This is a genomic window from Pseudomonas sp. Marseille-Q7302, assembly GCF_965111925.1.
In genome coordinates this window covers 3,971,975-3,990,137 of record NZ_CBCOPK010000001.1, presented here as the reverse complement: position 1 = coordinate 3,990,137, position 18,163 = coordinate 3,971,975, and the positions used below count along the sequence as shown (strand labels likewise).

Genomic DNA, 18,163 nt, shown 5'->3' with positions numbered 1-18,163 from the left:
TCCCTGCTGTCTAGAATTGCCTGGAGATCACCGCTCGCAAGCAAACCACGTCAACCGAACAAGGCTTGGCATCGGCTGAACTGGCGTCTGATTTGTAAGCCTGAGCGTTGACCTCGTAATAGGACACGCAGCCCTCACCCCTGGCATTTTTCTCCGGATCGCTGCAGCTGCTATTGGCGCCCTGAGGAATATCACGCAGGTACCAATGAACGTTTCTGTCCAATTTTGTCGGATTGCTGGTATCTCCATAGGCCAGCGACTTACTGACAAAGTCGGTTTTGTAACCATCGGCAGTGCTAGGAACGAAGCCCTGAATACAAGGCTTCTGCGTTAGAGGATTCGGACAGCCATCGGGCGCGCCGTTTTTACTGAGTCGGCGTTCAGCATCGCGGAGACCGGCTTCAGCGGCGGCAAGCAGATTCTTCTCTTCAAGCAGATTGCCGGTAATCCGGGTTTGCAGCGTACTTTCCTGGATGCTCGACACTGCCAGCAGCGTGATGAGGATCAGCATGATCAGCGCGATCAGCAGCGAGGCGCCTTTTTGGGAGCGACGTTTCATGGCATCAGATTTCTCAGGCTGATGGTGCTGCCGGCAATTTGGTAGATACGGCTATCGCCATCTTTGAAGTCTGTTTTGTAGCGGTCATTCCAGCTGGCGATGATAGGGTTGACGCCTGTATCCAGATTCTTGCTGCTGGCGAGTAGGAGTCGATAACGAACTGCACCGATCTGTTGCCCAGAGGCTGGTTTGTCACTGTAGCTGGAAACCTTCCTTGCAGTGGTGCTTGCCCCGAAGTCGAATCGCACATCGGCTACGCCATCGATCAGAGTGCCGATACCTTTTGGGGTCTGGCAGGTTAGCCCGGGAAGGTCCTCATCCGCATTCTTTGTTAAGGTGTAGCGCTCGACGAATTCCGCAGTAGTACTGGTATAGGGTATTTTCAGGTTTGCGCTATCGGATGCGCCATAGCCAAGACAGTCTAGTTCGGCTGTATCCCTGGGTTTGTATCTGATACACAGGGTCTGGCTGTCAGGGGTGTTGATCGCTTCTCCGCTTGAAAACTTGCAAAATTTATAATCTTTCGCAGGAAATTCTACGGTGACGTCGACAAAGGGACGTCTTCTGAATCCGGCTTTGGATAGCTGCTGCTCCAGCATCAAGAGCGAATAGCGCCCATTCTCTTGGTTGATGGCCTGGCCCTGCTGGAATAGGTAGTTTCGCTTATTGGAGATATAGAGTTGGGTTACGCCTAATATGAGAAAGCTACTGATGACCAAGGCAATCATAAGCTCAATAAGAGAAAGGCCCCTTTGATGGTGGGTCATGGCCTAGAGCTCCGACCGCAAGCGATAACGGCAGATGCCTTTGTCCGCATCGGCATCTTGGCTATCCATACACTCTCCGTTTCTGACTCTCCAGGCCAACTGGATCTCAACTGTGGTGCCATCGGCATCGCACGTTTTGGCAGCTTTCGCTTTGCACACCTGAAATTCGTTCGTTAGTAGGTCCGCATCCACGCCTGGAAGCAGTCGAGCGGCTTCTTGGGACCAACAGCCCAATTGCTTGTCCGCCTCACTGGGCGTGCTGGTACAGCTATCTACGGCAGTAAAAGCATCTCCTTTCTTCTTTTCAGAGACCTTTCCTTGGGCGCGCATCAGTTCGAGCGCGTCCTGAGCCAGCATCGCTGCCGTATTGCGCTGCGTGGTGTCCTGAGTAAAGGCGATGGACTTGCTTTGGAGTGCGACCATGCCGAGCACGCCGATCGTGATGAGTACCAGAGTCACCAGTACTTCGATCAGGCTGAAACCATCTGACTTGATGAGTGACCTACTCATGGTTTGCACGCGGCCAGCGCGTTGCCCGTTTCGTCTGCCTTGCCCTTGGCGTAACGCCTGGTCACACCATTACGTTGAATGTCGATCTTGTAGCCGTAAGCCACCTCTAGGTCGTGGCAGATGAAGTAACTGACGCGGGATGCGACGTCGCCGTTGGTGGTTCCGTCGGCGTAGTAGCTTAGATTCGCCTGGCTTGCCCGGACATTCACCTGGGCCGGACTGATAGACATCGTACGCAGCTGTGCGCTGGGAGCGTCACAGGAGCCGAGAACCGATATCAACTGCGTATCAGACAGACAAAGGGAAACGGTTGCACGCCTGAGTACCGCCTCTGATCGCGCATGCATGATCAAGCCAAATATATTATCCGCTACGCTGCTGGTCCGGGTCTGGTTGATGAGGCTTGTAAAGCTCGGTACTGCGATAGCTGCGAAAATGCCCAGCAGGGCCACCACCGTCAACATCTCGAGTAATGTGAATCCCTTCTGCGCATGGGCGCGATGCATGATGACTTCCTATACTCAGCCAGGGGTTAGTTTCTTGCCGAGCTCTGCAGCTGTCGCCTGGGAAGGGACGGTCGGGAGGAGATCTTGGATGGCCGGTTACGCGGCTTCGGAATGATCAATCTGCCGCTTGCTCAAGGCACAGGGGACGACCCTTTGGTCTGGCCAGGCGCGCACGGCCATGGTTATTGACGGCAATTCGAGAGATTTCCTTGCCATGCGTATTACACAGGGAAAGAGTGCCGTTGAGTCCAGCACTGGTGCCGTTGTGGCGGTAGGTAATGGCACTCGTCCGGTTCCATCTGATCTTCAAGCCAGGGGGCATATCCGATTGCCGCAGCAGAACCTCATCGGTATCGGTATCCCGCACCTGCCAACCGCGTGCCCAGCTATCTCCACATCCTGATTCATCAATCGGACATAGCACCACGGTATGGCCACGCTCAATGCTCAAGGTACGGGCCGCCTGCAAATGCCTGAGGAGGGTATTGGCCGTTGCTTGATTACGGATTCGCTCCAACCAGTCCGAGGCGATGGGCGCGGCTACAGCGGCCAGAATGGCAAGTATGCTTAGCATTAAAAGCATCTCGAACAGGCTCAGTCCGAGTTCAGAGGTTCTCTTCATTCTCATCCTTGAGAAAAAGGTAGACGCCGTCCTGGAAGGACTTTTTGCTCGTATTGGTAGAGAGTGTCAAGGCTAGATGATGAGGGTATGACGTGATCTTTGATGTAGCTGTGATTGGAGCCGGCGCGATAGGGCTGATGTCGGCCTATCACCTGTCCTTGAGCGGTCGGCGGGTGGTAGTGGTCGAGCGGGGCGAGCCAGGACGGGAGGCGTCCTGGGCGGGCGGCGGGATCGTTTCGCCGCTGTATCCCTGGCGCTATCAGCCCGCGGTAACGGCGCTGTCGCACTGGTCGCAAGATTTCTATCCGGTGCTGGGCGAGCGGTTGCGACAGGAGACGGGCGTGGATCCCGAGGTCGAGGTCACCGGGCTGTACTGGCTCAACCTGGACGACGAGGCCGAGGCGCTGGACTGGGCGCGGCGCAATGTGCGGCCGCTGGCGGCAGTTTCGGTCGCGGAGGTGCGGCGGCGGGTGCCGGTGCTGGGGTCGGGTTATGAGCGAGCGGTCTTCATGGCGGGAGTGGCCAATGTGCGCAATCCCCGGCTGGTGCGCTCCCTGCACGAAGCCCTGCTGCGCATGCCGAACGTGACGCTATTGAGCGAGGCGCCGGTGACCGGCTTCCTGCGCCAGGGCGAGCGAGTGGTTGGCGTGCAGACCGGGCGCGAGGACATCCATGCCGAATCCGTGGTGGTGTGTGCGGGGGCCTGGAGCGGCGAGTTGTTGCAGAGTCTGGGGCTGGCGGTGCCGGTACGGCCGGTGAAGGGACAGATGCTGCTGTATCGCCAGTCGGTGGGCTTTCTGACCAGCATGGTATTGGCCAAGGGGCGCTACGCTATACCGCGGCGCGATGGTCATATCCTGATCGGCAGCACCCTGGAACACGCCGAATTCGACAAGACGCCAACCGCCGAGGCCTTGACCAGCCTGCAGGCTTCGGCCGCCGAGTTGCTGCCGGCGCTGGCCGGCCAGGCGCCGGTGGGGCACTGGGCAGGACTGCGGCCAGGGTCGCCGGATGGCGTGCCCTTCATTGGGCCGGTGCCGGAGCTGCCCGGGTTGTGGCTCAACTGCGGGCACTATCGCAACGGCCTGGTGCTGGCGCCGGCCTCCTGTCAGTTGCTGACCGATCTGCTCACCGAACGCACGCCAATCATCGATCCGGCACCCTATGCGCCAGGCACGCGGCTGGCGGCGAGCTGATCAGTCGATACCAAGCTTTTTCAGGCGGTAGCGCATCGAGCGGAAGGAGAGACCCAGGCGCTCCGCAGCGGCGGTGCGATTCCAGCGGGTCTCTTCGAGTGCCTGCATGATCAGCTGGCGCTCGATGGATTCCAGGTGGTCTTCGAGATTGGCGATGTTGGCCAGGCTGGCCTCGCCCGTGGCACTGGCGGCTGGGGCGTCGGCCAGGCGCAGATCGGCCGGGCGGATGACATCGCCTTCACACAGGGTGTAGGCCCGTTCCAGCATGTTTTCCAGTTCGCGCACGTTGCCGGGGAATCTATAGCTCTTGAGTCTGGCCAGGGCATCGTCGCCGAGGGTGGCCGGGGCGAGCCCCGCATCCCGTGCCAGGCGTTCGAGCATGTGGGTGGCCAGGGCACCGATATCCTCGCGACGTTCGCGCAGGGCCGGCACCTGCAGCTCGATGACGTTGAGGCGGTAGTAGAGATCCTGGCGAAAGGTGCCGGCGGAGACTTCGGCGGCGAGGTCCCTGTGGGTAGCACTGAGAATGCGCACGTCCAGGCTGATTTCCTGCTGGCTGCCAACTGGGCGCACGGCCTTTTCCTGGATGGCGCGCAACAGCTTGACCTGCATCGGCAGCGGTAGATCGGCCACCTCGTCGAGAAACAGGGTGCCGCCTTGGGCGGCCTGGAACAGGCCCTGCTTGTCCTCGATGGCGCCGGTGAAACTGCCCCTGCGATGTCCGAAGAATTCGCTTTCCACCAACTCGGAAGGAATGGCGCCACAGTTGACCGGCACGAAGGGCCGACCCGCGCGCGGACCCTGCTCGTGGATCAGGCGTGCCACGCGCTCCTTGCCGCTGCCCGATTCGCCACTGATGTAGACCGGCGCCTGACTGCGGGCGAGCTTGGCGATCTGCCCACGCAAGGCGCGCATGGGCGGGGATTCGCCCAGCAGCTGGGTTTCACTGGCACCGGGTGCTGGCGGGGTAGGGCCGGACAGGCGCAGCGCCGTGCCCACCAGCTCGCGCAGACGCGGCAGGTCCACCGGCTTGGTGAGGTAGTCGAAGGCGCCGGCCTTGAGGGCCTGAACGGCGGTTTCCAGGCTGCCGAAGGCGGTGATCATGGCCACCGGCAATTGCGGCATCCGCTGCTGGATGAAATTGATCAGCTCAAGGCCCGAGCCATCCGGCAGGCGCATGTCGGTCAGGCAGAGGTCGAAGCTTTCTCGTTCGAGGATGGCTCGCGCGTCGGTGATGTTCTTGGCGCTGGCGGTGTCGAGCTTCATCCGCCCCAGGGTGATTTCCAGGAGTTCGCGGATATCGGGTTCATCGTCGACGATCAGGACTTTCTGTCGGGCCATGCTCAGCTCATTGTGCGGGGATGGGCGAAGGTGATGCGAAAACAGCTGCCATTCGCCAAGGGATGATAGCCAAGTCTGGCCTGGTTGCTCTCGCAAAGCTCGCGGGAGATGTACAGGCCAAGTCCGGTCCCCTTGTTCTCGGTGGTGAAGAAGGGCTCGAACAGGTGATCGAGCTGTTCGGCGGCAACCCCCGGCCCATCGTCGACCACTTCGAGGATGGGGAGATCGCTTTCCGGGTCGCGGTAGGTGCTCAGCCAGACTTGGCCGATGCCGTGCTTCTGGCAGCTGTAGCGCAGGCCGTTCTGCACCAGGTTGGTCAGGATCTGGCCCAGCTGGTGGGGGTCCATGTGCGTCTGCAGGGTGCCGGGTTCGGTCTTGACGTGCAGCGTCTGGCCGGCGGGCAGGGTAGGGCGCAGCTCACCGGCGAAGCGGTGTGCCCAGTAGCGCAGGTCGATCAGCTGCGGCGCCGACTGCCGGCGGCGGGACAACTGCAGGACGTTTTCCACCACGCGATTCATCCGCCGCGACTGGTCCTGGATGATCTGCGCCAGTCGCCGATCCGGCGTGGTCAGCTCTTCGGACTCCTGCAGCAATTGCGCCGCATGACTGATGGCGCCCAGCGGATTGCGGATCTCATGGGCGATGCCGGCGGTGAGGCGGCCAAGGGAGGCGAGCTTGAGTTGCTGGGCCTGCTGGGCGATGCGCGAGACGTCTTCGAGAAAAGTCAGAACCCGCTCGCCCTCGCCCTGCTGCAGGTGCGCGAAGCTGGGTTGCAGCAGCGGGCCGTTGGCATAGGCGCGCCAGGGTGCGGGACGGATGCTGGGATTGCGTTCCCATTCTTCCAGCCGCTGGGCCAGCCCCAGGGTCAGCGGCGTGATGGTGTCTTCGTCGTCCACGCCCAGCAGGCGACGGGCTGCTGGATTGGCCAGCAGCACCTGGTATTCGGCATCGAAGACCAGGATGCCGGTGCGCATGCGCTCGAGGATGAGGGCGTTGAGGGCCTCCAGCTCGGCTACGGCGGTGGCCCGGGTTTCGGCCAGGGCCTGGCTGTCCAGCAAGCGCCGGACCAGTCCCTGTACCAGCAGCGCCGTGGCGAAGCAGAGGGTGCCCAGGCCAGCCGCCTGGACGTAACCGCTACCGCTGTCGCCGCGGCGAAGGTCGAGATAGCCGGTTGCCAGCAGCAGGGCGATGGCGGCCAGGGCAGCGATCAGCAGGCCGCGTCGACCGCGGATCAGGACATTGGACACCCCGACGGTCACTACCAGCAGGCTGCCCATGCCGCTGGCGATGCCGCCAGCGAGGAAGAACAGCCCGCCGAGGGCGAGAATATCGATCAACGCCAGGGTGAAGGCGCGACCGCGCAGCAGTCGATGGCCGACCGCGAGCACGGCATTGGTGGCGAGATAGGCCCAGCTGGCCTGGCGGAACAGGTGGCCATCAACGGTGCGCAGCCAGTGTTGATCCAGGTCGTTGGAGATCAGCACCACCAGTGCCAGGCCGATGACGATGCGGTAGAGGTGGTAGAGCCGCAGGACCGCGTCGGCTCTCAGGATGCCTGGATCAGCTGCGTTGCTCATGCTGCAACCGGCGATGTTCGGCGCTGCAATACCAGCGCTGGCCTTCGCCATCGGCCAGGGCTCTTTCCTGGGGCACATGGACCCCGCAATGGGCGCAGCGCACCATGGCCTGGGGCGGCAGCTGACGCGACTTGCCGGCCGGCGTCTGCGTCTTGCCGCGCCACCAGCGCCTGATCATCCAGAACAGCGCGCCCAGGAGGACGAGCCACAACAGCAGGCGAAGCAGACCCATGGCGATCTCGCAGCGTGAAGGAACGGGAAGTTTAGCAGGGCCGCCGCAGCGGGTGAGCCCCCTATGGCATCGATTGTCCCGCTTCGCTGCATGCGGGAAAATGTGGGGATAAATCGGGCAAGGAAGAGTGCATGAGTCAGCTGCTGAAGGTCGTGATGGCGCAATTGAACCTCAAGGTCGGCGACATCCACGGCAACGTGGAAAGGATCATCGCCGCAGCCCATGAGGCCCGTGATCGGTGGCAGGGCGATCTCATCGTTTTCTCGGAATTGTCGCTGTGTGGCTATCCGCCGGAAGACCTGCTGCTGCGGTCGAGCATGCAGCGCCGGATCGAGCAGGGTCTGCAGCGAATTCGTCAGGAGATCGCCGGCATCCATGTGCTGGTGGGCTTTCCCTGGCTGGAGGAGGGGCGCCGCTTCAACGCCTGTGCGGTCTATCGTGACGGCGCCGAGCTGGCCTTCTATCGCAAGCAGCAACTGCCCAATTATCGGGTGTTCGATGAAAAGCGCTATTTCGAGCCGGGCGACAGCGCCGCGGTGTTCGACTACCAGGGCGTGTCCATCGGCGTCACCATCTGCGAAGACATCTGGTTCGCCGAGCCCATGGCCAAGGCGCGAGCGGCCGGGGCGCGGCTGATGCTCAACCTCAACGCCTCGCCCTTCCACGGCGGCAAGCAGCTGGAGCGTGAAACCGTGGTAGGCGAACGTGCCCGCGAAGGCGGCATGCCGGTGGTCTACGTCAATCAGGTGGGCGGCCAGGACGAACTGGTGTTCGATGGCCACTCCTTCGTGGTGGATGCCCAGGGCCAGGTCAGCCAGCGGGCACTCGCCTTCGTCGAGGGACTCTATCCGGTGGTCTTCGACAGGAGCCTGAAGCCGCAGCCCGCCGAGCTCGCGCCGCAGGCCTCGCTGGAGGCCAGCGTCTATGACGCCCTGGTGCTCGGCGTGCGCGACTACGTGCGCAAGAACGGTTTCAAGGGGGTGGTGCTGGGCCTGTCCGGCGGCATCGACTCGGCCCTTGTGCTGGCGATCGCTGCGGATGCCCTGGGCGCGGAGCAGGTAGAGGCGGTGATGATGCCCTACCACTATACCGCCCAGATCAGCCTGGAAGACGCCGAGGCCGAGGCCCGGGCGCTGGGGGTGCGCTACAGCGTCCTGCCCATCGCACCCATGGTCGAGGCCTTCCAGCAGACCCTCGCCGGCGAATTCGCCGGGCTCGGCCGGGACACCACCGAGGAGAATCTACAGGCGCGCTGTCGGGGCAACCTGCTGATGGCCATTTCCAACAAGAAGGGCTATCTGGTGCTCACTACCGGCAACAAGAGCGAGATGGCGGTGGGCTATGCCACTCTCTATGGCGACATGGCCGGTGGCTTCGATGTGCTCAAGGACGTGCCCAAGACCCTGGTATTCCGCCTCTGCGAGTACCGTAATCGCCATGGCGAGGTGATTCCCCAGCGGGTGATCGACCGGCCACCGTCGGCAGAGCTGTCGCCGGATCAGAAGGACGAGGATTCGCTGCCGCCCTATCCGGTGCTCGACGAGATCCTGCGGCTGTATGTCGAGCAGGATCTGTCGGCGGTGGATATCGTCGGCGCCGGTTTCGATGAGGAAATGGTGCGCAAGGTGCTTCGCCTGGTGGATCTCAACGAGTACAAGCGACGGCAGGCGGCAGTCGGGGCGCGCGTGACCGAACGCGGCTTCGGTCGTGACCGGCGCTATCCCATCACCTCGGGCTGGCGGATAGGCGACTAGGATACGTGGCGCCGGATTTCTGATCCGGCGTCAGTCTTCACGATCAGAAGCTGACGCAATAAAAAGGGGAAGCCACTGGCTTCCCCTTTTTCACGTCTGGTGCTGGATCAGTCGAACAGACCAAAGGTCAGGCGGCTGAACCAGGAACGCTTGGCCGGAGCCGGCGTCGCGCCACCGGCCTTCTCGGCTTCGGCCGGGTCGACGATGCGCAGCTCGGGCGCCAGGTTGTCACGCTCTTCCTGGTACTTGCGCTGGATGTCCTGGCTGGCACGGGTCTCACCGGGCGGCAGCGGATCGCTCGGGCGATCGATCAGGCCCAGGGTCGCGCGGGTCAGCCAGGAGCGCTGCTGATCCTTGTCGTCCGGCTCGCGCAGCTGGAATTCGCCATCCTTGAGGCTGACGTTGTCCGGGTAGTTGAGCTTGAGGGTTTCCAGGCTGGTGGCCGCCAGGTCGTTGAGACCCAGGTGCTTGTAGGCTTCGGTCATGATCGCCAAGCCGTCACCCACGGACGGCGTGCCCTGGAAGTTCTCGACCACGTAGCGGCCGCGATTGGCGGCGGCCACATAGGCTTTGCGGGTCAGGTAGTAGTGGCCGACGTGCACGTCGTAGGCCGCCAGCAGGTTGCGCAGGTAGACCATGCGCGCCTTGGCGTCCGGCGCGTAGCGGCTGTTGGGGAAGCGGCTGGCGAACTGGGCGAAGTCATTGAAGGAGTCACGCGCCGCGCCTGGATCACGCTTGGTCATGTCTAGCGGCAGGAAGCGCGCCAGCAGGCCGCGGTCCTGTTCAAAGGAAGACACGCCCTTCATGTAGTAGGCATAGTCGACATTAGGGTGCTGCGGATGCAGACGGATGAAGCGATCCGCCGCCGTGCGCGCTGCCTCGGGCTCGCCATTCTTGTAGTTGGCGTAGATCAGCTCCAGCTGGGCCTGTTCGGCATAGCGACCGAAGGGATAGCGCGACTCCAGGGCCTTCAGCTTGCTGATGGCGTCCGTGTAGCTGCTGTTGGAGATATCGCGCTGAGCCTGAGTATAGAGCTCGCCTTCCGGCATGTTTTCCGGAACCTCGGGCGCTTTCGAGGAGCAGGCGGCGGTGAGGACTAGGCTGGTGACCAGCAGCAGGTGCTTCAATTGCATGGCGGCTTGGATTCCCCGAAACGGTCGGCGGTGCAGGGATGAGGGCGGAAGGCACTCACCTAGCCTGTGACGGGGCCGGAACCGTCCTGTTATGATGATCGACCCGGAATGCCGGGGCAAAAAAGTCGCCGTATTTAACCACAGGGTCGGGCCGATTCCAAAAGCCCCGCCATTGCCCGCGCAGATCCATGTCCGAATCCATCGTTCTCAATGCCGAAGTCCCCTACGAACTTGGTGGCCAGCGCCTCGATCAGGTCGCTGCCCAGTTGTTCGCCGAACACTCCCGCTCGCGTCTCGCCGCCTGGATCAAGGATGGCAGCCTGACCGTCGATGGCGCCGTGCTGCGCCCACGTGACACCGTGCACGGCGGGGCCCAGCTGGCACTGCGTGCCGAGCGCGAAGCCCAGGGCGAGTGGGTTGCCCAGGACATCGAGCTGGACATCGTCTACGAAGACGATCACCTGCTGGTGCTCGACAAGCCGGCCGGGCTGGTGGTGCATCCGGCCGCTGGCCACGCCGATGGCACCCTGCTCAATGCCTTGCTGCACCATGTGCCGGGACTGGAAAGCGTGCCGCGCGCCGGTATCGTCCATCGCCTGGACAAGGACACCACCGGTCTCATGGTGGTGGCCAAGACCCTGGAGGCCCATACCCACCTGGTCGCCCAGCTGCAGGCGCGGTCGGTGAGCCGCATCTACGAAGCCATCGTCGCCGGGGTGATCGTCGCCGGGAGCACGGTCAATGCCCCCATTGGTCGGCATTCGCAGCGGCGTCAGCAGATGGCGGTGATCGCCGGTGGCAAGCCCGCCGTCAGTCACTACCGGGTGCTGGAGCGCTTCCGCGCCTATACCCATACCCGGGTCAAGCTGGAGACCGGCCGGACCCACCAGATCCGCGTGCACATGACCCACGTCGGTTTCCCCCTGGTAGGCGATCCGGTCTATGGCGGTCGCTTCAAGATTCCGCCAGCGACCAACCCGACCCTGATCAAGACCCTGCGCGAGTTTCCGCGCCAAGCCCTGCATGCCCGCTTTCTCGAACTGGATCATCCGGTGACCGGCGAGCGTCTGCGCTGGGAATCGCCGCTGCCGGAAGATCTGGTCTGGCTGCTCGATCTGTTACGCCAGGACCGGGAGTCCTTCGAGTGACAGGCGCTGACTGGCTGCGGCCGGACTGGCCGGCGCCGGTCGGCGTCCAGGCCTGTGTCACCACCCGTGCCGGTGGTGTCAGCCAGCCGCCTTTCGCTAGCTTCAACCTCGGTAACCACGTCAGCGACGATCCGGCGGCAGTCGCGGAAAATCGTCGGCGCCTGGGCGAGGCGCTTGGCTGCCAGCCGGCCTGGCTCGAACAGGTGCATGGCACCGACGTGGTCGAGGCCGATCCGGCTCGGGTGCAGTGCGCCGATGCCGCGTGGACTGAGACGCCCGGCGTCGCCGTGACCATGATGACCGCGGATTGCCTGCCGGCGTTGTTCTGTCGCCGCGATGGCTCGCGCGTCGCGGCGGCTCATGCCGGCTGGCGCGGTCTGGCCGGTGGCGTACTGGAAACTGCCGCCGCCAGCCTGGAGGTAGCGCCCGCCGAGGTGCTGGTCTGGTTGGGCCCGGCCATTGGTCCGGCCAGCTTCGAAGTGGGCGCCGAGGTACGCGAGGCTTTCATCGCCCAGCACGCCGAGGCGGAACGCTGCTTCATGGCGCGAGGCGGAGGCAAGTACCTGGGTGATCTCTACGCCCTGGCTCGCCTGCGGCTCGCTGCCCAGGGCATCACCGCGGTATATGGCGGCGGCTTCGATACCTTCGCTGATCACCAGCGCTTCTTCTCCTATCGGCGTGCCCCTCGCACGGGTCGCTTCGCCAGCCTGATCTGGATCAATCCCTAGGTCTTTTTTCGGGATGTCAAGCCTCATTGGCTTGAATCGTTACGCATCGCCCCTATCTAAAGGTCATTCCCGCGGGTAATCGAAAGCGCCGTCTGCCGCGCTGTCCCGCGTTTCAGATAGGACCTTGCCCATGCGTATAGACCGTTTTACCAGCAAACTGCAGCTCGCCCTGGCGGATGCCCAGTCCTTGGCCGTCGGCCATGACCATCCGGCCATCGAGCCGCTACACCTGTTCTCCGCTCTGCTCGAACAGCAGGGTGGTTCCATTTCCCCGCTGCTGCGCCAGGTCGGCTTCGATCTCGCCAGCTTGCGCAAGACCCTGGCCGAAGAGCTGGACAAACTGCCCAAGATCCAGACGCCCACGGGCGACGTGAATCTTTCCCAGGACCTGGCGCGTCTGCTCAACCAGGCCGATCGCCTGGCCCAGCAGAAGGGTGACCAGTTCATCTCCAGCGAACTGGTACTGCTCGCCGCCATGGACGAGAACACCCGTCTCGGCAAGTTGCTGCTGGGGCAGGGCGTTTCGCGCAAGGCGCTGGAGAACGCTATCAACAACCTGCGCGGTGGCGAAGCGGTCAACGACCCCAATGCCGAGGACAGCCGCAAGGCCCTGGACAAGTTCACCGTCGACCTCACCAAGCGCGCCGAGGACGGCAAGCTCGATCCGGTGATCGGCCGTGACGACGAGATCCGCCGCACCATCCAGGTCCTGCAGCGCCGGACCAAGAACAACCCGGTGCTGATCGGCGAGCCTGGCGTCGGCAAGACCGCCATCGCCGAAGGCCTGGCCCAGCGCATCATCAACGGCGAGGTGCCGGACGGCCTCAAGGACAAGCGTTTGCTGGCACTGGACATGGGTGCCCTGATCGCCGGTGCCAAGTTCCGCGGCGAGTTCGAGGAGCGTCTGAAAGGCGTGCTCAACGAACTGGGCAAGCAGGAAGGCCGCATCATCCTGTTCATCGACGAACTGCACACCATGGTCGGCGCCGGCAAGGCCGAGGGCGCCATGGATGCCGGCAACATGCTCAAGCCGGCCCTGGCCCGTGGCGAGCTGCATTGCGTCGGTGCCACCACCCTCGACGAGTACCGCCAGTTCATCGAGAAGGACGCGGCCCTTGAGCGGCGCTTCCAGAAGGTGCTGGTGGACGAGCCGAGCGAAGAAGACACCATTGCCATCCTGCGTGGCCTCAAGGAGCGCTACGAGGTACACCACAAGGTAGCCATCACCGACGGCGCCATCATCGCCGCGGCCAAGCTGTCCCATCGCTACATCACCGATCGCCAGCTGCCGGACAAGGCCATCGACCTGATCGACGAAGCCGCCAGCCGCATCCGCATGGAGATCGATTCCAAGCCCGAGGCCCTGGATCGTCTGGACCGCCGGCTGATCCAGCTCAAGGTAGAACGCCAGGCATTGAAGAAGGAAGAGGACGAGGCCGCGCGCAAGCGTCTGGAAAAGCTCGACGAAGACATTGCTCGCCTCGAGCAGGAATACGCCGACCTGGAAGAGATCTGGAAGGCCGAGAAAGCCGAGGTGCAGGACTCTGCCCAGCTGCAGCAGCGCATCGAACAGGCACGCATCGAGCTGGAGGCGGCCCGTCGCAAGGGTGACCTCAACCGCATGGCCGAGCTGCAGTACGGCACCATCCCCGATCTGGAGCGCAGCCTGCAGATGGTCGACCAGCACGAGAAACCGGCCAACCAGCTCCTGCGCAACAAGGTCACCGAAGACGAGATCGCCGAAGTGGTCTCCAAGTGGACCGGCATCCCGGTCAGCAAGATGCTCGAAGGTGAGCGCGACAAGCTCTTGCGCATGGAAGACGCCCTGCACAATAGGGTGATCGGCCAGGACGAGGCGGTCACCGCGGTGGCCAATGCCGTGCGCCGGTCGCGGGCGGGGCTGTCCGATCCGAATCGCCCCAGCGGCTCCTTCCTCTTCCTCGGTCCGACCGGGGTGGGCAAGACCGAGCTATGCAAGTCGCTGGCGGAGTTTCTCTTCGATACCGAAGACGCCATGGTGCGCATCGACATGTCCGAGTTCATGGAGAAGCACTCCGTGGCTCGGCTGATCGGTGCGCCGCCCGGCTATGTCGGTTATGAGGAGGGCGGTTACCTGACCGAGGCCGTACGGCGCAAACCCTATTCGGTGGTCCTGCTGGACGAAGTGGAGAAGGCCCATCCGGACGTCTTCAATATCCTCCTGCAGGTGTTGGACGACGGCCGTCTGACCGACAGCCAGGGCCGGACGGTGGATTTCCGCAACGCGGTGATCGTCATGACCTCGAACCTGGGCTCGGCGCAGATTCAGGAACTGGTCGGCGATCCCGACGCCCAGCGCGCGGCGGTGATGGATGCGGTAGCGAGCCATTTCCGCCCCGAGTTCATCAACCGGATCGACGAGGTAGTGGTGTTCGAGCCCCTGGGGCGCGAACAGATCGCCGGCATCGCCGAGATCCAGTTGCAGCACCTGCGGCAGCGACTGGCCGAGCGCGATCTGCAGCTGGAACTGACACCCGAGGCCTTGGACAAGCTGGTCGCGGTGGGCTACGACCCGGTCTACGGCGCGCGTCCGCTGAAGCGGGCTATCCAGCGCTGGATCGAGAACCCGCTGGCCCAGCGCATCCTGTCTGGCGCTTTCGCGCCGGGCAGCCGGATTCAGGGCAGTGTGGAGGATGACGAGATCGTCTTTGCCTAGGAAAACGCCGGACGACTTCAGGGTCGTCCGGCTTTCTACATAAATTTGTGAAAAAACAGCAGGCTAGGTGTTGACGTCTGTTTCTACTTCCGTAAAATGGCGCACCTCACTTACGGCAAAGCCTGAAGGGCTTTACGGTAAGCGGGGTTGGAAGACCGAAGTTCCGCGATAGCTCAGTCGGTAGAGCAAATGACTGTTAATCATTGGGTCCCTGGTTCGAGTCCAGGTCGCGGAGCCACTTCCAGTTTCGGGGTATAGCGCAGCCCGGTAGCGCGCCTGCTTTGGGAGCAGGATGTCGGGAGTTCGAATCCCCCTACCCCGACCATATTTGGGTCGTTAGCTCAGTTGGTAGAGCAGTTGGCTTTTAACCAATTGGTCGTAGGTTCGAATCCTACACGACCCACCATATCTACCAGAAACCCTCCGCAAGGAGGGTTTCTGCGTTTCTGGGGCAGCATTTTCTGTATGTTGTTCACCTGCGCCACGGTCTAATGAAGCGGCGGGGCAGGCCATTCGCCGCCGATTCGTCATCACTCAGCAATGGCTTTCGTGCCGGGACAAGCGAGTAAAGCTTTCCTGTTCTCTTGCTGAAGATCCCTTTCCTTTCGCGCAGCGCTCTAACCCGGTCATCTCTGTCGAACCCCTTGATTCAAGCAACATCTCACGCCTATCGAGCCGATATTCGGTAGTAACGACGCTTTGTAGGCTGGCTACGCTCAGGTGAGACAACGGGTTTCTAGGCGCCGGGGATGCAGTCAAAACGCCTCTTGGGTTTCACTCTCATCGAAGTACTGGTGGTCGTAGCGCTGCTGGGCATCGTCACGGCGCTGGCGGCACCTGGCTTTGCCAATCTGGTGCAGAGCAACCGCGTCCAAGCGGCGGCTGGGGAATTGCAGCGTGCCCTTTATTACGCGCGCAGTGAGGCCATGAGTCGGGGTGTGAATGTCATCGTCACCACCGATCCAGAAGATGCCAATGGTTGGATGGGCGCACTGAAGATCACTACGGCCAAGACGGTCGTGCTACCGACTGCGGAGGTCTTGCGCCAGTACAGTGGCGGATTGGGCAACGGTGTCAATGGGACCGGAGCCATGGGCGGGGCGGCGCTGACCAGTCTGACCTTCCAGCCCAATGGCAGCCTGAAACTCAATGGCGAGGCCACCATTCGCGTCTGCGCTACCAATGCACTCACCCAGGGTAAGCAATTCACGCTCAGCCAGGGTGGAGTGCTGAGCATGATCGACTACGTGCCTAATCGTCCCAGTACCGTGGGGTGCAGCTAGATGAGACGCCAGCAGTGTGGATTCAGCATGATTGAGGTGCTGGTCAGCCTGGTGATCATCTGTATCGGCGTGCTCGGCATGGTCGCCCTGCAGACACGCAGCGTGGCGCTGTCTCAGGATTCGGTTCAACGCTCCAATGCCATGGTGCTGGCCAATGACCTGCTCGAACTCATGCGTAGCAATCGCGACCAGGTGGTGGCCAGCGACAAGGTCAAGATCGACGGCGCCTATATCAAGCAGCCCGCAACCAACTTTCGCACCAGGGCGCTCGATGCGGGCAAGACCTGCCTAACCCGGGATCGCTCTGCGGGAGGCGAGACCGTAGCGGGTCAGGACCTGGGTTGCTGGTTGAGTCAGGTAAAGGCGCTGCTACCCGTAACGGACGCCTTGATCGCCAGCAGTTTCGCGGTCTGTCCGGCATCCGGCGTACCGCCGTTGCCCGCCAGCGATACCTCTGGCAATACAACGCCACTCAAGGCCTGCGAGACCACCGCGGTGGCACCAGTGATGGTAGTGGTGGCCTGGCAGGACGTCAGCAATGATTCTCTGAATTGTCCCAAGGGCGTCTGCTACTACGCCTTGCGCTCGGAGCTGTAGGTCATGCTCATCATGTCGCGTGGACAGAAGGGTTTTTCACTCATCGAGATGATGATCGCCCTGACCGTGGGTACCTTCCTGGTGCTGGGCGTCTCGCAGATCTATATCAACAACAAGCGCAGTTTTCTCTTCCAGCAAGGCCAGACCGGCAATCGCAACAATGCCCAGTTGACCGTGCAGGTACTTGATCGGCAACTGGCGAGAACCGGGTTCCGCGCCAACATCCGCAACCAGAGCACCCTGTCGTCGGCGTTTCCCGCCATCAATGCCGTGGCGGACAACGATGGTGTCAGCTGTCCCGCCTTTGACGCAGGCGTCACCTTCGCTGCCACTACGGACAATGTCGACGCGCCTACCGGCGTCTGCATCCGCTATCAAGGTGCGCTGGACAACAAGGACCTGGATTGCCTGGGCAACGTCATTCCCCGGGTCAATCTCAATCTCGGCGGCAATGTCCTGCTCAAGCTGCGTTATACCGCCGGCGCGACACCTGGTGCCGGTACCTTGAGCTGCACCGTTTGGAGCGAGCAGTCCGGGGCTCTGACACGCAAGGGCAGCGCGGTGCTGGTGCAGGGGCTGCAAGATTTTCGCTGGTCTATCCCGTTGAAATCCGATGTGCAAAAGGCCAGCAGTGCGGCGGTGCGCTATGCGGCGCTGCTCAGCACCCCCGAGACACTCACAAGCGATGTCGCCAGTAACGCCGCCGCTAATTGGAAGACGCTGACGGGGCGGCAGATTGATGACACGAGTCGGCCAATGCAGATGCTGCAGAGTACCGTCATGCTGAGGAATCTCGCGCTATGAAAGCCTACCGCCATCCTGGACAGCGGGGTGCGACCTTGTTGATCGCCCTGGTGATGTTGCTGCTGCTTTCGCTATTGGCCGCCTCGAGCATGCGTCAGACCTTGCTGCAGGCCCGCAGTGGTGGCGCAGCGCTGGAAAACACCCAGGCCTTCAATGCGGCGGAGGCGGCGCTACGGGAGGGGGAGCGCCGCTTGGTCGCCCTCAGTCAACAGCCTTCCTTCACCGCCTTCAGCGCCGGTTTTGCCAGCTGCACGGAAAGCGTGCCAGCCGTGCGGAGCGCGTTCGCCAAGGCACAGACCGGTGATCTTTGCATCCTGACCAAGGCCAGTGATCTCAGCACCAGTATCCTGACCCAGACCTGGGCGGCCACCGCCTTGCAGGCGACTGGAAGTGCGCCCACAACCCGTACGGTCGCCTACCGCGGCTCCGATGGCAGCGCTTCTTTCAGCCAGACGCCGCGCTGGGTGGTGACGGCCATGGGGAGTAGCTCGGTCGATGTGTCTGCGCCGGCCACCAACTTGTTCCGCATCACCGCCGTTGCCCAGGATCGAGGTCGGCGCTTCCCGGTGATCCTGCAGAGCGTCGTCGCCCTGGAGGCGCCATGAGTCGAGCCGTATCGGGCCTTGGGGCGCTGACCCTGCTCCTAACCTTCGCTGCGCCAGCCGCTCAAGCCGCGGCGCTGAATCTCAGCCAGCAGCCACTGTTCCTGAC

The 18,163-nt window shown here is 62.6% G+C and carries 18 protein-coding genes and 3 tRNA genes; 12 read left to right on the top strand and 9 right to left on the bottom strand.

Annotated features, from left to right (window positions below; all coding sequences use genetic code 11):
• Nucleotides 1–10 precede the first annotated feature (10 nt).
• The 5 genes from ACWPW1_RS18600 to ACWPW1_RS18580 all read right to left on the bottom strand — a co-directional run bounded on the left by ACWPW1_RS18600 (nucleotide 11) and on the right by ACWPW1_RS18580 (nucleotide 2,964).
• Nucleotides 11–559 (bottom strand): pilus assembly PilX family protein, encoded by a 549-nt coding sequence (locus ACWPW1_RS18600; protein ID WP_454253645.1) that lies wholly within the window; start codon nucleotides 557–559, stop codon nucleotides 11–13.
• The gene (locus tag ACWPW1_RS18595; RefSeq protein WP_454253644.1) at nucleotides 556–1,326 is read right to left on the bottom strand and encodes a PilW family protein; all 771 of its coding nucleotides are present in this window, start codon (nucleotides 1,324–1,326) and stop codon (nucleotides 556–558) included. Before ACWPW1_RS18595 ends, ACWPW1_RS18600 begins: the two co-directional genes overlap by 4 nt.
• Before the next feature lie 3 nt (nucleotides 1,327–1,329).
• Nucleotides 1,330–1,836, bottom strand: a complete 507-nt coding sequence (gene pilV, locus ACWPW1_RS18590; RefSeq protein ID WP_313648301.1) for a type IV pilus modification protein PilV — start codon at nucleotides 1,834–1,836, stop codon at nucleotides 1,330–1,332.
• Nucleotides 1,833–2,342: a GspH/FimT family pseudopilin gene (locus tag ACWPW1_RS18585; RefSeq protein ID WP_313648300.1), complete on the bottom strand. Its 510-nt coding sequence runs from the start codon at nucleotides 2,340–2,342 to the stop codon at nucleotides 1,833–1,835. The genes pilV (ACWPW1_RS18590) and ACWPW1_RS18585 overlap by 4 nt, the downstream gene beginning before the upstream one ends.
• Nucleotides 2,343–2,457: 115 nt before the next feature.
• A complete protein-coding gene (locus tag ACWPW1_RS18580; protein ID WP_313648299.1) occupies nucleotides 2,458–2,964 on the bottom strand; it encodes a GspH/FimT family pseudopilin in 507 nt (168 codons plus the stop codon).
• Between the two features lie 92 nt (nucleotides 2,965–3,056).
• Here ACWPW1_RS18580 and thiO point away from each other — a divergent pair, with 92 nt between their 5' ends.
• The gene (gene thiO / locus ACWPW1_RS18575; protein WP_454253643.1) at nucleotides 3,057–4,160 is read left to right on the top strand and encodes a glycine oxidase ThiO; all 1,104 of its coding nucleotides are present in this window, start codon (nucleotides 3,057–3,059) and stop codon (nucleotides 4,158–4,160) included.
• Here thiO and ACWPW1_RS18570 read toward each other — a convergent pair whose 3' ends face one another.
• Genes ACWPW1_RS18570 through ACWPW1_RS18560 form a run of 3 tightly spaced genes read right to left on the bottom strand, consistent with a single transcriptional unit; the run spans nucleotide 4,161 to nucleotide 7,310 of the window.
• Nucleotides 4,161–5,501 carry a sigma-54-dependent transcriptional regulator gene (locus ACWPW1_RS18570; protein WP_313649422.1) on the bottom strand — a complete coding sequence of 447 codons (1,341 nt, stop codon included), beginning with the start codon at nucleotides 5,499–5,501 and terminating at the stop codon, nucleotides 4,161–4,163. It lies immediately after the preceding gene.
• 2 nt (nucleotides 5,502–5,503) lie between these two features.
• Nucleotides 5,504–7,078: a sensor histidine kinase gene (locus tag ACWPW1_RS18565; RefSeq protein ID WP_271652948.1), complete on the bottom strand. Its 1,575-nt coding sequence runs from the start codon at nucleotides 7,076–7,078 to the stop codon at nucleotides 5,504–5,506.
• Nucleotides 7,062–7,310 carry a PP0621 family protein gene (locus tag ACWPW1_RS18560; RefSeq protein ID WP_271652947.1) on the bottom strand — a complete coding sequence of 83 codons (249 nt, stop codon included), beginning with the start codon at nucleotides 7,308–7,310 and terminating at the stop codon, nucleotides 7,062–7,064. The genes ACWPW1_RS18565 and ACWPW1_RS18560 overlap by 17 nt, the downstream gene beginning before the upstream one ends.
• 131 nt (nucleotides 7,311–7,441) lie before the next feature.
• Here ACWPW1_RS18560 and ACWPW1_RS18555 point away from each other — a divergent pair, with 131 nt between their 5' ends.
• Complete coding sequence (locus tag ACWPW1_RS18555) at nucleotides 7,442–9,064, top strand: NAD+ synthase (protein ID WP_454253642.1); 1,623 nt, start codon at nucleotides 7,442–7,444, stop codon at nucleotides 9,062–9,064.
• A 107-nt stretch (nucleotides 9,065–9,171) separates the two neighbouring features.
• Here the strand turns inward: ACWPW1_RS18555 and ACWPW1_RS18550 are convergent, their stop codons facing one another.
• Nucleotides 9,172–10,197 (bottom strand): outer membrane protein assembly factor BamD, encoded by a 1,026-nt coding sequence (locus ACWPW1_RS18550; RefSeq protein ID WP_271652945.1) that lies wholly within the window; start codon nucleotides 10,195–10,197, stop codon nucleotides 9,172–9,174.
• 188 nt (nucleotides 10,198–10,385) lie between these two features.
• On the opposite strand from ACWPW1_RS18550, the gene rluD reads away from it, so the two are divergent.
• The 10 genes from rluD to ACWPW1_RS18500 all read left to right on the top strand — a co-directional run bounded on the left by rluD (nucleotide 10,386) and on the right by ACWPW1_RS18500 (nucleotide 18,057).
• A complete protein-coding gene (rluD, locus tag ACWPW1_RS18545; protein WP_059316088.1) occupies nucleotides 10,386–11,345 on the top strand; it encodes a 23S rRNA pseudouridine(1911/1915/1917) synthase RluD in 960 nt (319 codons plus the stop codon).
• Nucleotides 11,342–12,073, top strand: coding sequence for a peptidoglycan editing factor PgeF (pgeF, locus tag ACWPW1_RS18540; protein WP_059316087.1), 732 nt, complete (start codon nucleotides 11,342–11,344; stop codon nucleotides 12,071–12,073). The genes rluD and pgeF overlap by 4 nt, the downstream gene beginning before the upstream one ends.
• A 130-nt stretch (nucleotides 12,074–12,203) precedes the next feature.
• Nucleotides 12,204–14,768 carry an ATP-dependent chaperone ClpB gene (gene clpB / locus ACWPW1_RS18535; protein WP_059316086.1) on the top strand — a complete coding sequence of 855 codons (2,565 nt, stop codon included), beginning with the start codon at nucleotides 12,204–12,206 and terminating at the stop codon, nucleotides 14,766–14,768.
• A gap of 162 nt (nucleotides 14,769–14,930) precedes the next feature.
• Nucleotides 14,931–15,006: transfer RNA gene (locus tag ACWPW1_RS18530), tRNA-Asn, on the top strand.
• Between the two features lie 10 nt (nucleotides 15,007–15,016).
• Nucleotides 15,017–15,093: transfer RNA gene (locus ACWPW1_RS18525), tRNA-Pro, on the top strand.
• Between the two features lie 5 nt (nucleotides 15,094–15,098).
• Nucleotides 15,099–15,174, top strand: a tRNA-Lys gene (locus tag ACWPW1_RS18520).
• Between the two features lie 343 nt (nucleotides 15,175–15,517).
• Nucleotides 15,518–16,051: a GspH/FimT family pseudopilin gene (locus ACWPW1_RS18515; protein WP_454253641.1), complete on the top strand. Its 534-nt coding sequence runs from the start codon at nucleotides 15,518–15,520 to the stop codon at nucleotides 16,049–16,051.
• Nucleotides 16,052–16,648, top strand: a complete 597-nt coding sequence (gene pilV / locus ACWPW1_RS18510; protein ID WP_454253640.1) for a type IV pilus modification protein PilV — start codon at nucleotides 16,052–16,054, stop codon at nucleotides 16,646–16,648.
• Between the two features lie 3 nt (nucleotides 16,649–16,651).
• Nucleotides 16,652–17,452, top strand: coding sequence for a PilW family protein (locus ACWPW1_RS18505; protein WP_454253639.1), 801 nt, complete (start codon nucleotides 16,652–16,654; stop codon nucleotides 17,450–17,452).
• Nucleotides 17,449–18,057, top strand: a complete 609-nt coding sequence (locus tag ACWPW1_RS18500; protein WP_454253638.1) for a pilus assembly PilX family protein — start codon at nucleotides 17,449–17,451, stop codon at nucleotides 18,055–18,057. Before ACWPW1_RS18505 ends, ACWPW1_RS18500 begins: the two co-directional genes overlap by 4 nt.
• Nucleotides 18,058–18,163: the final 106 nt, after the last annotated feature.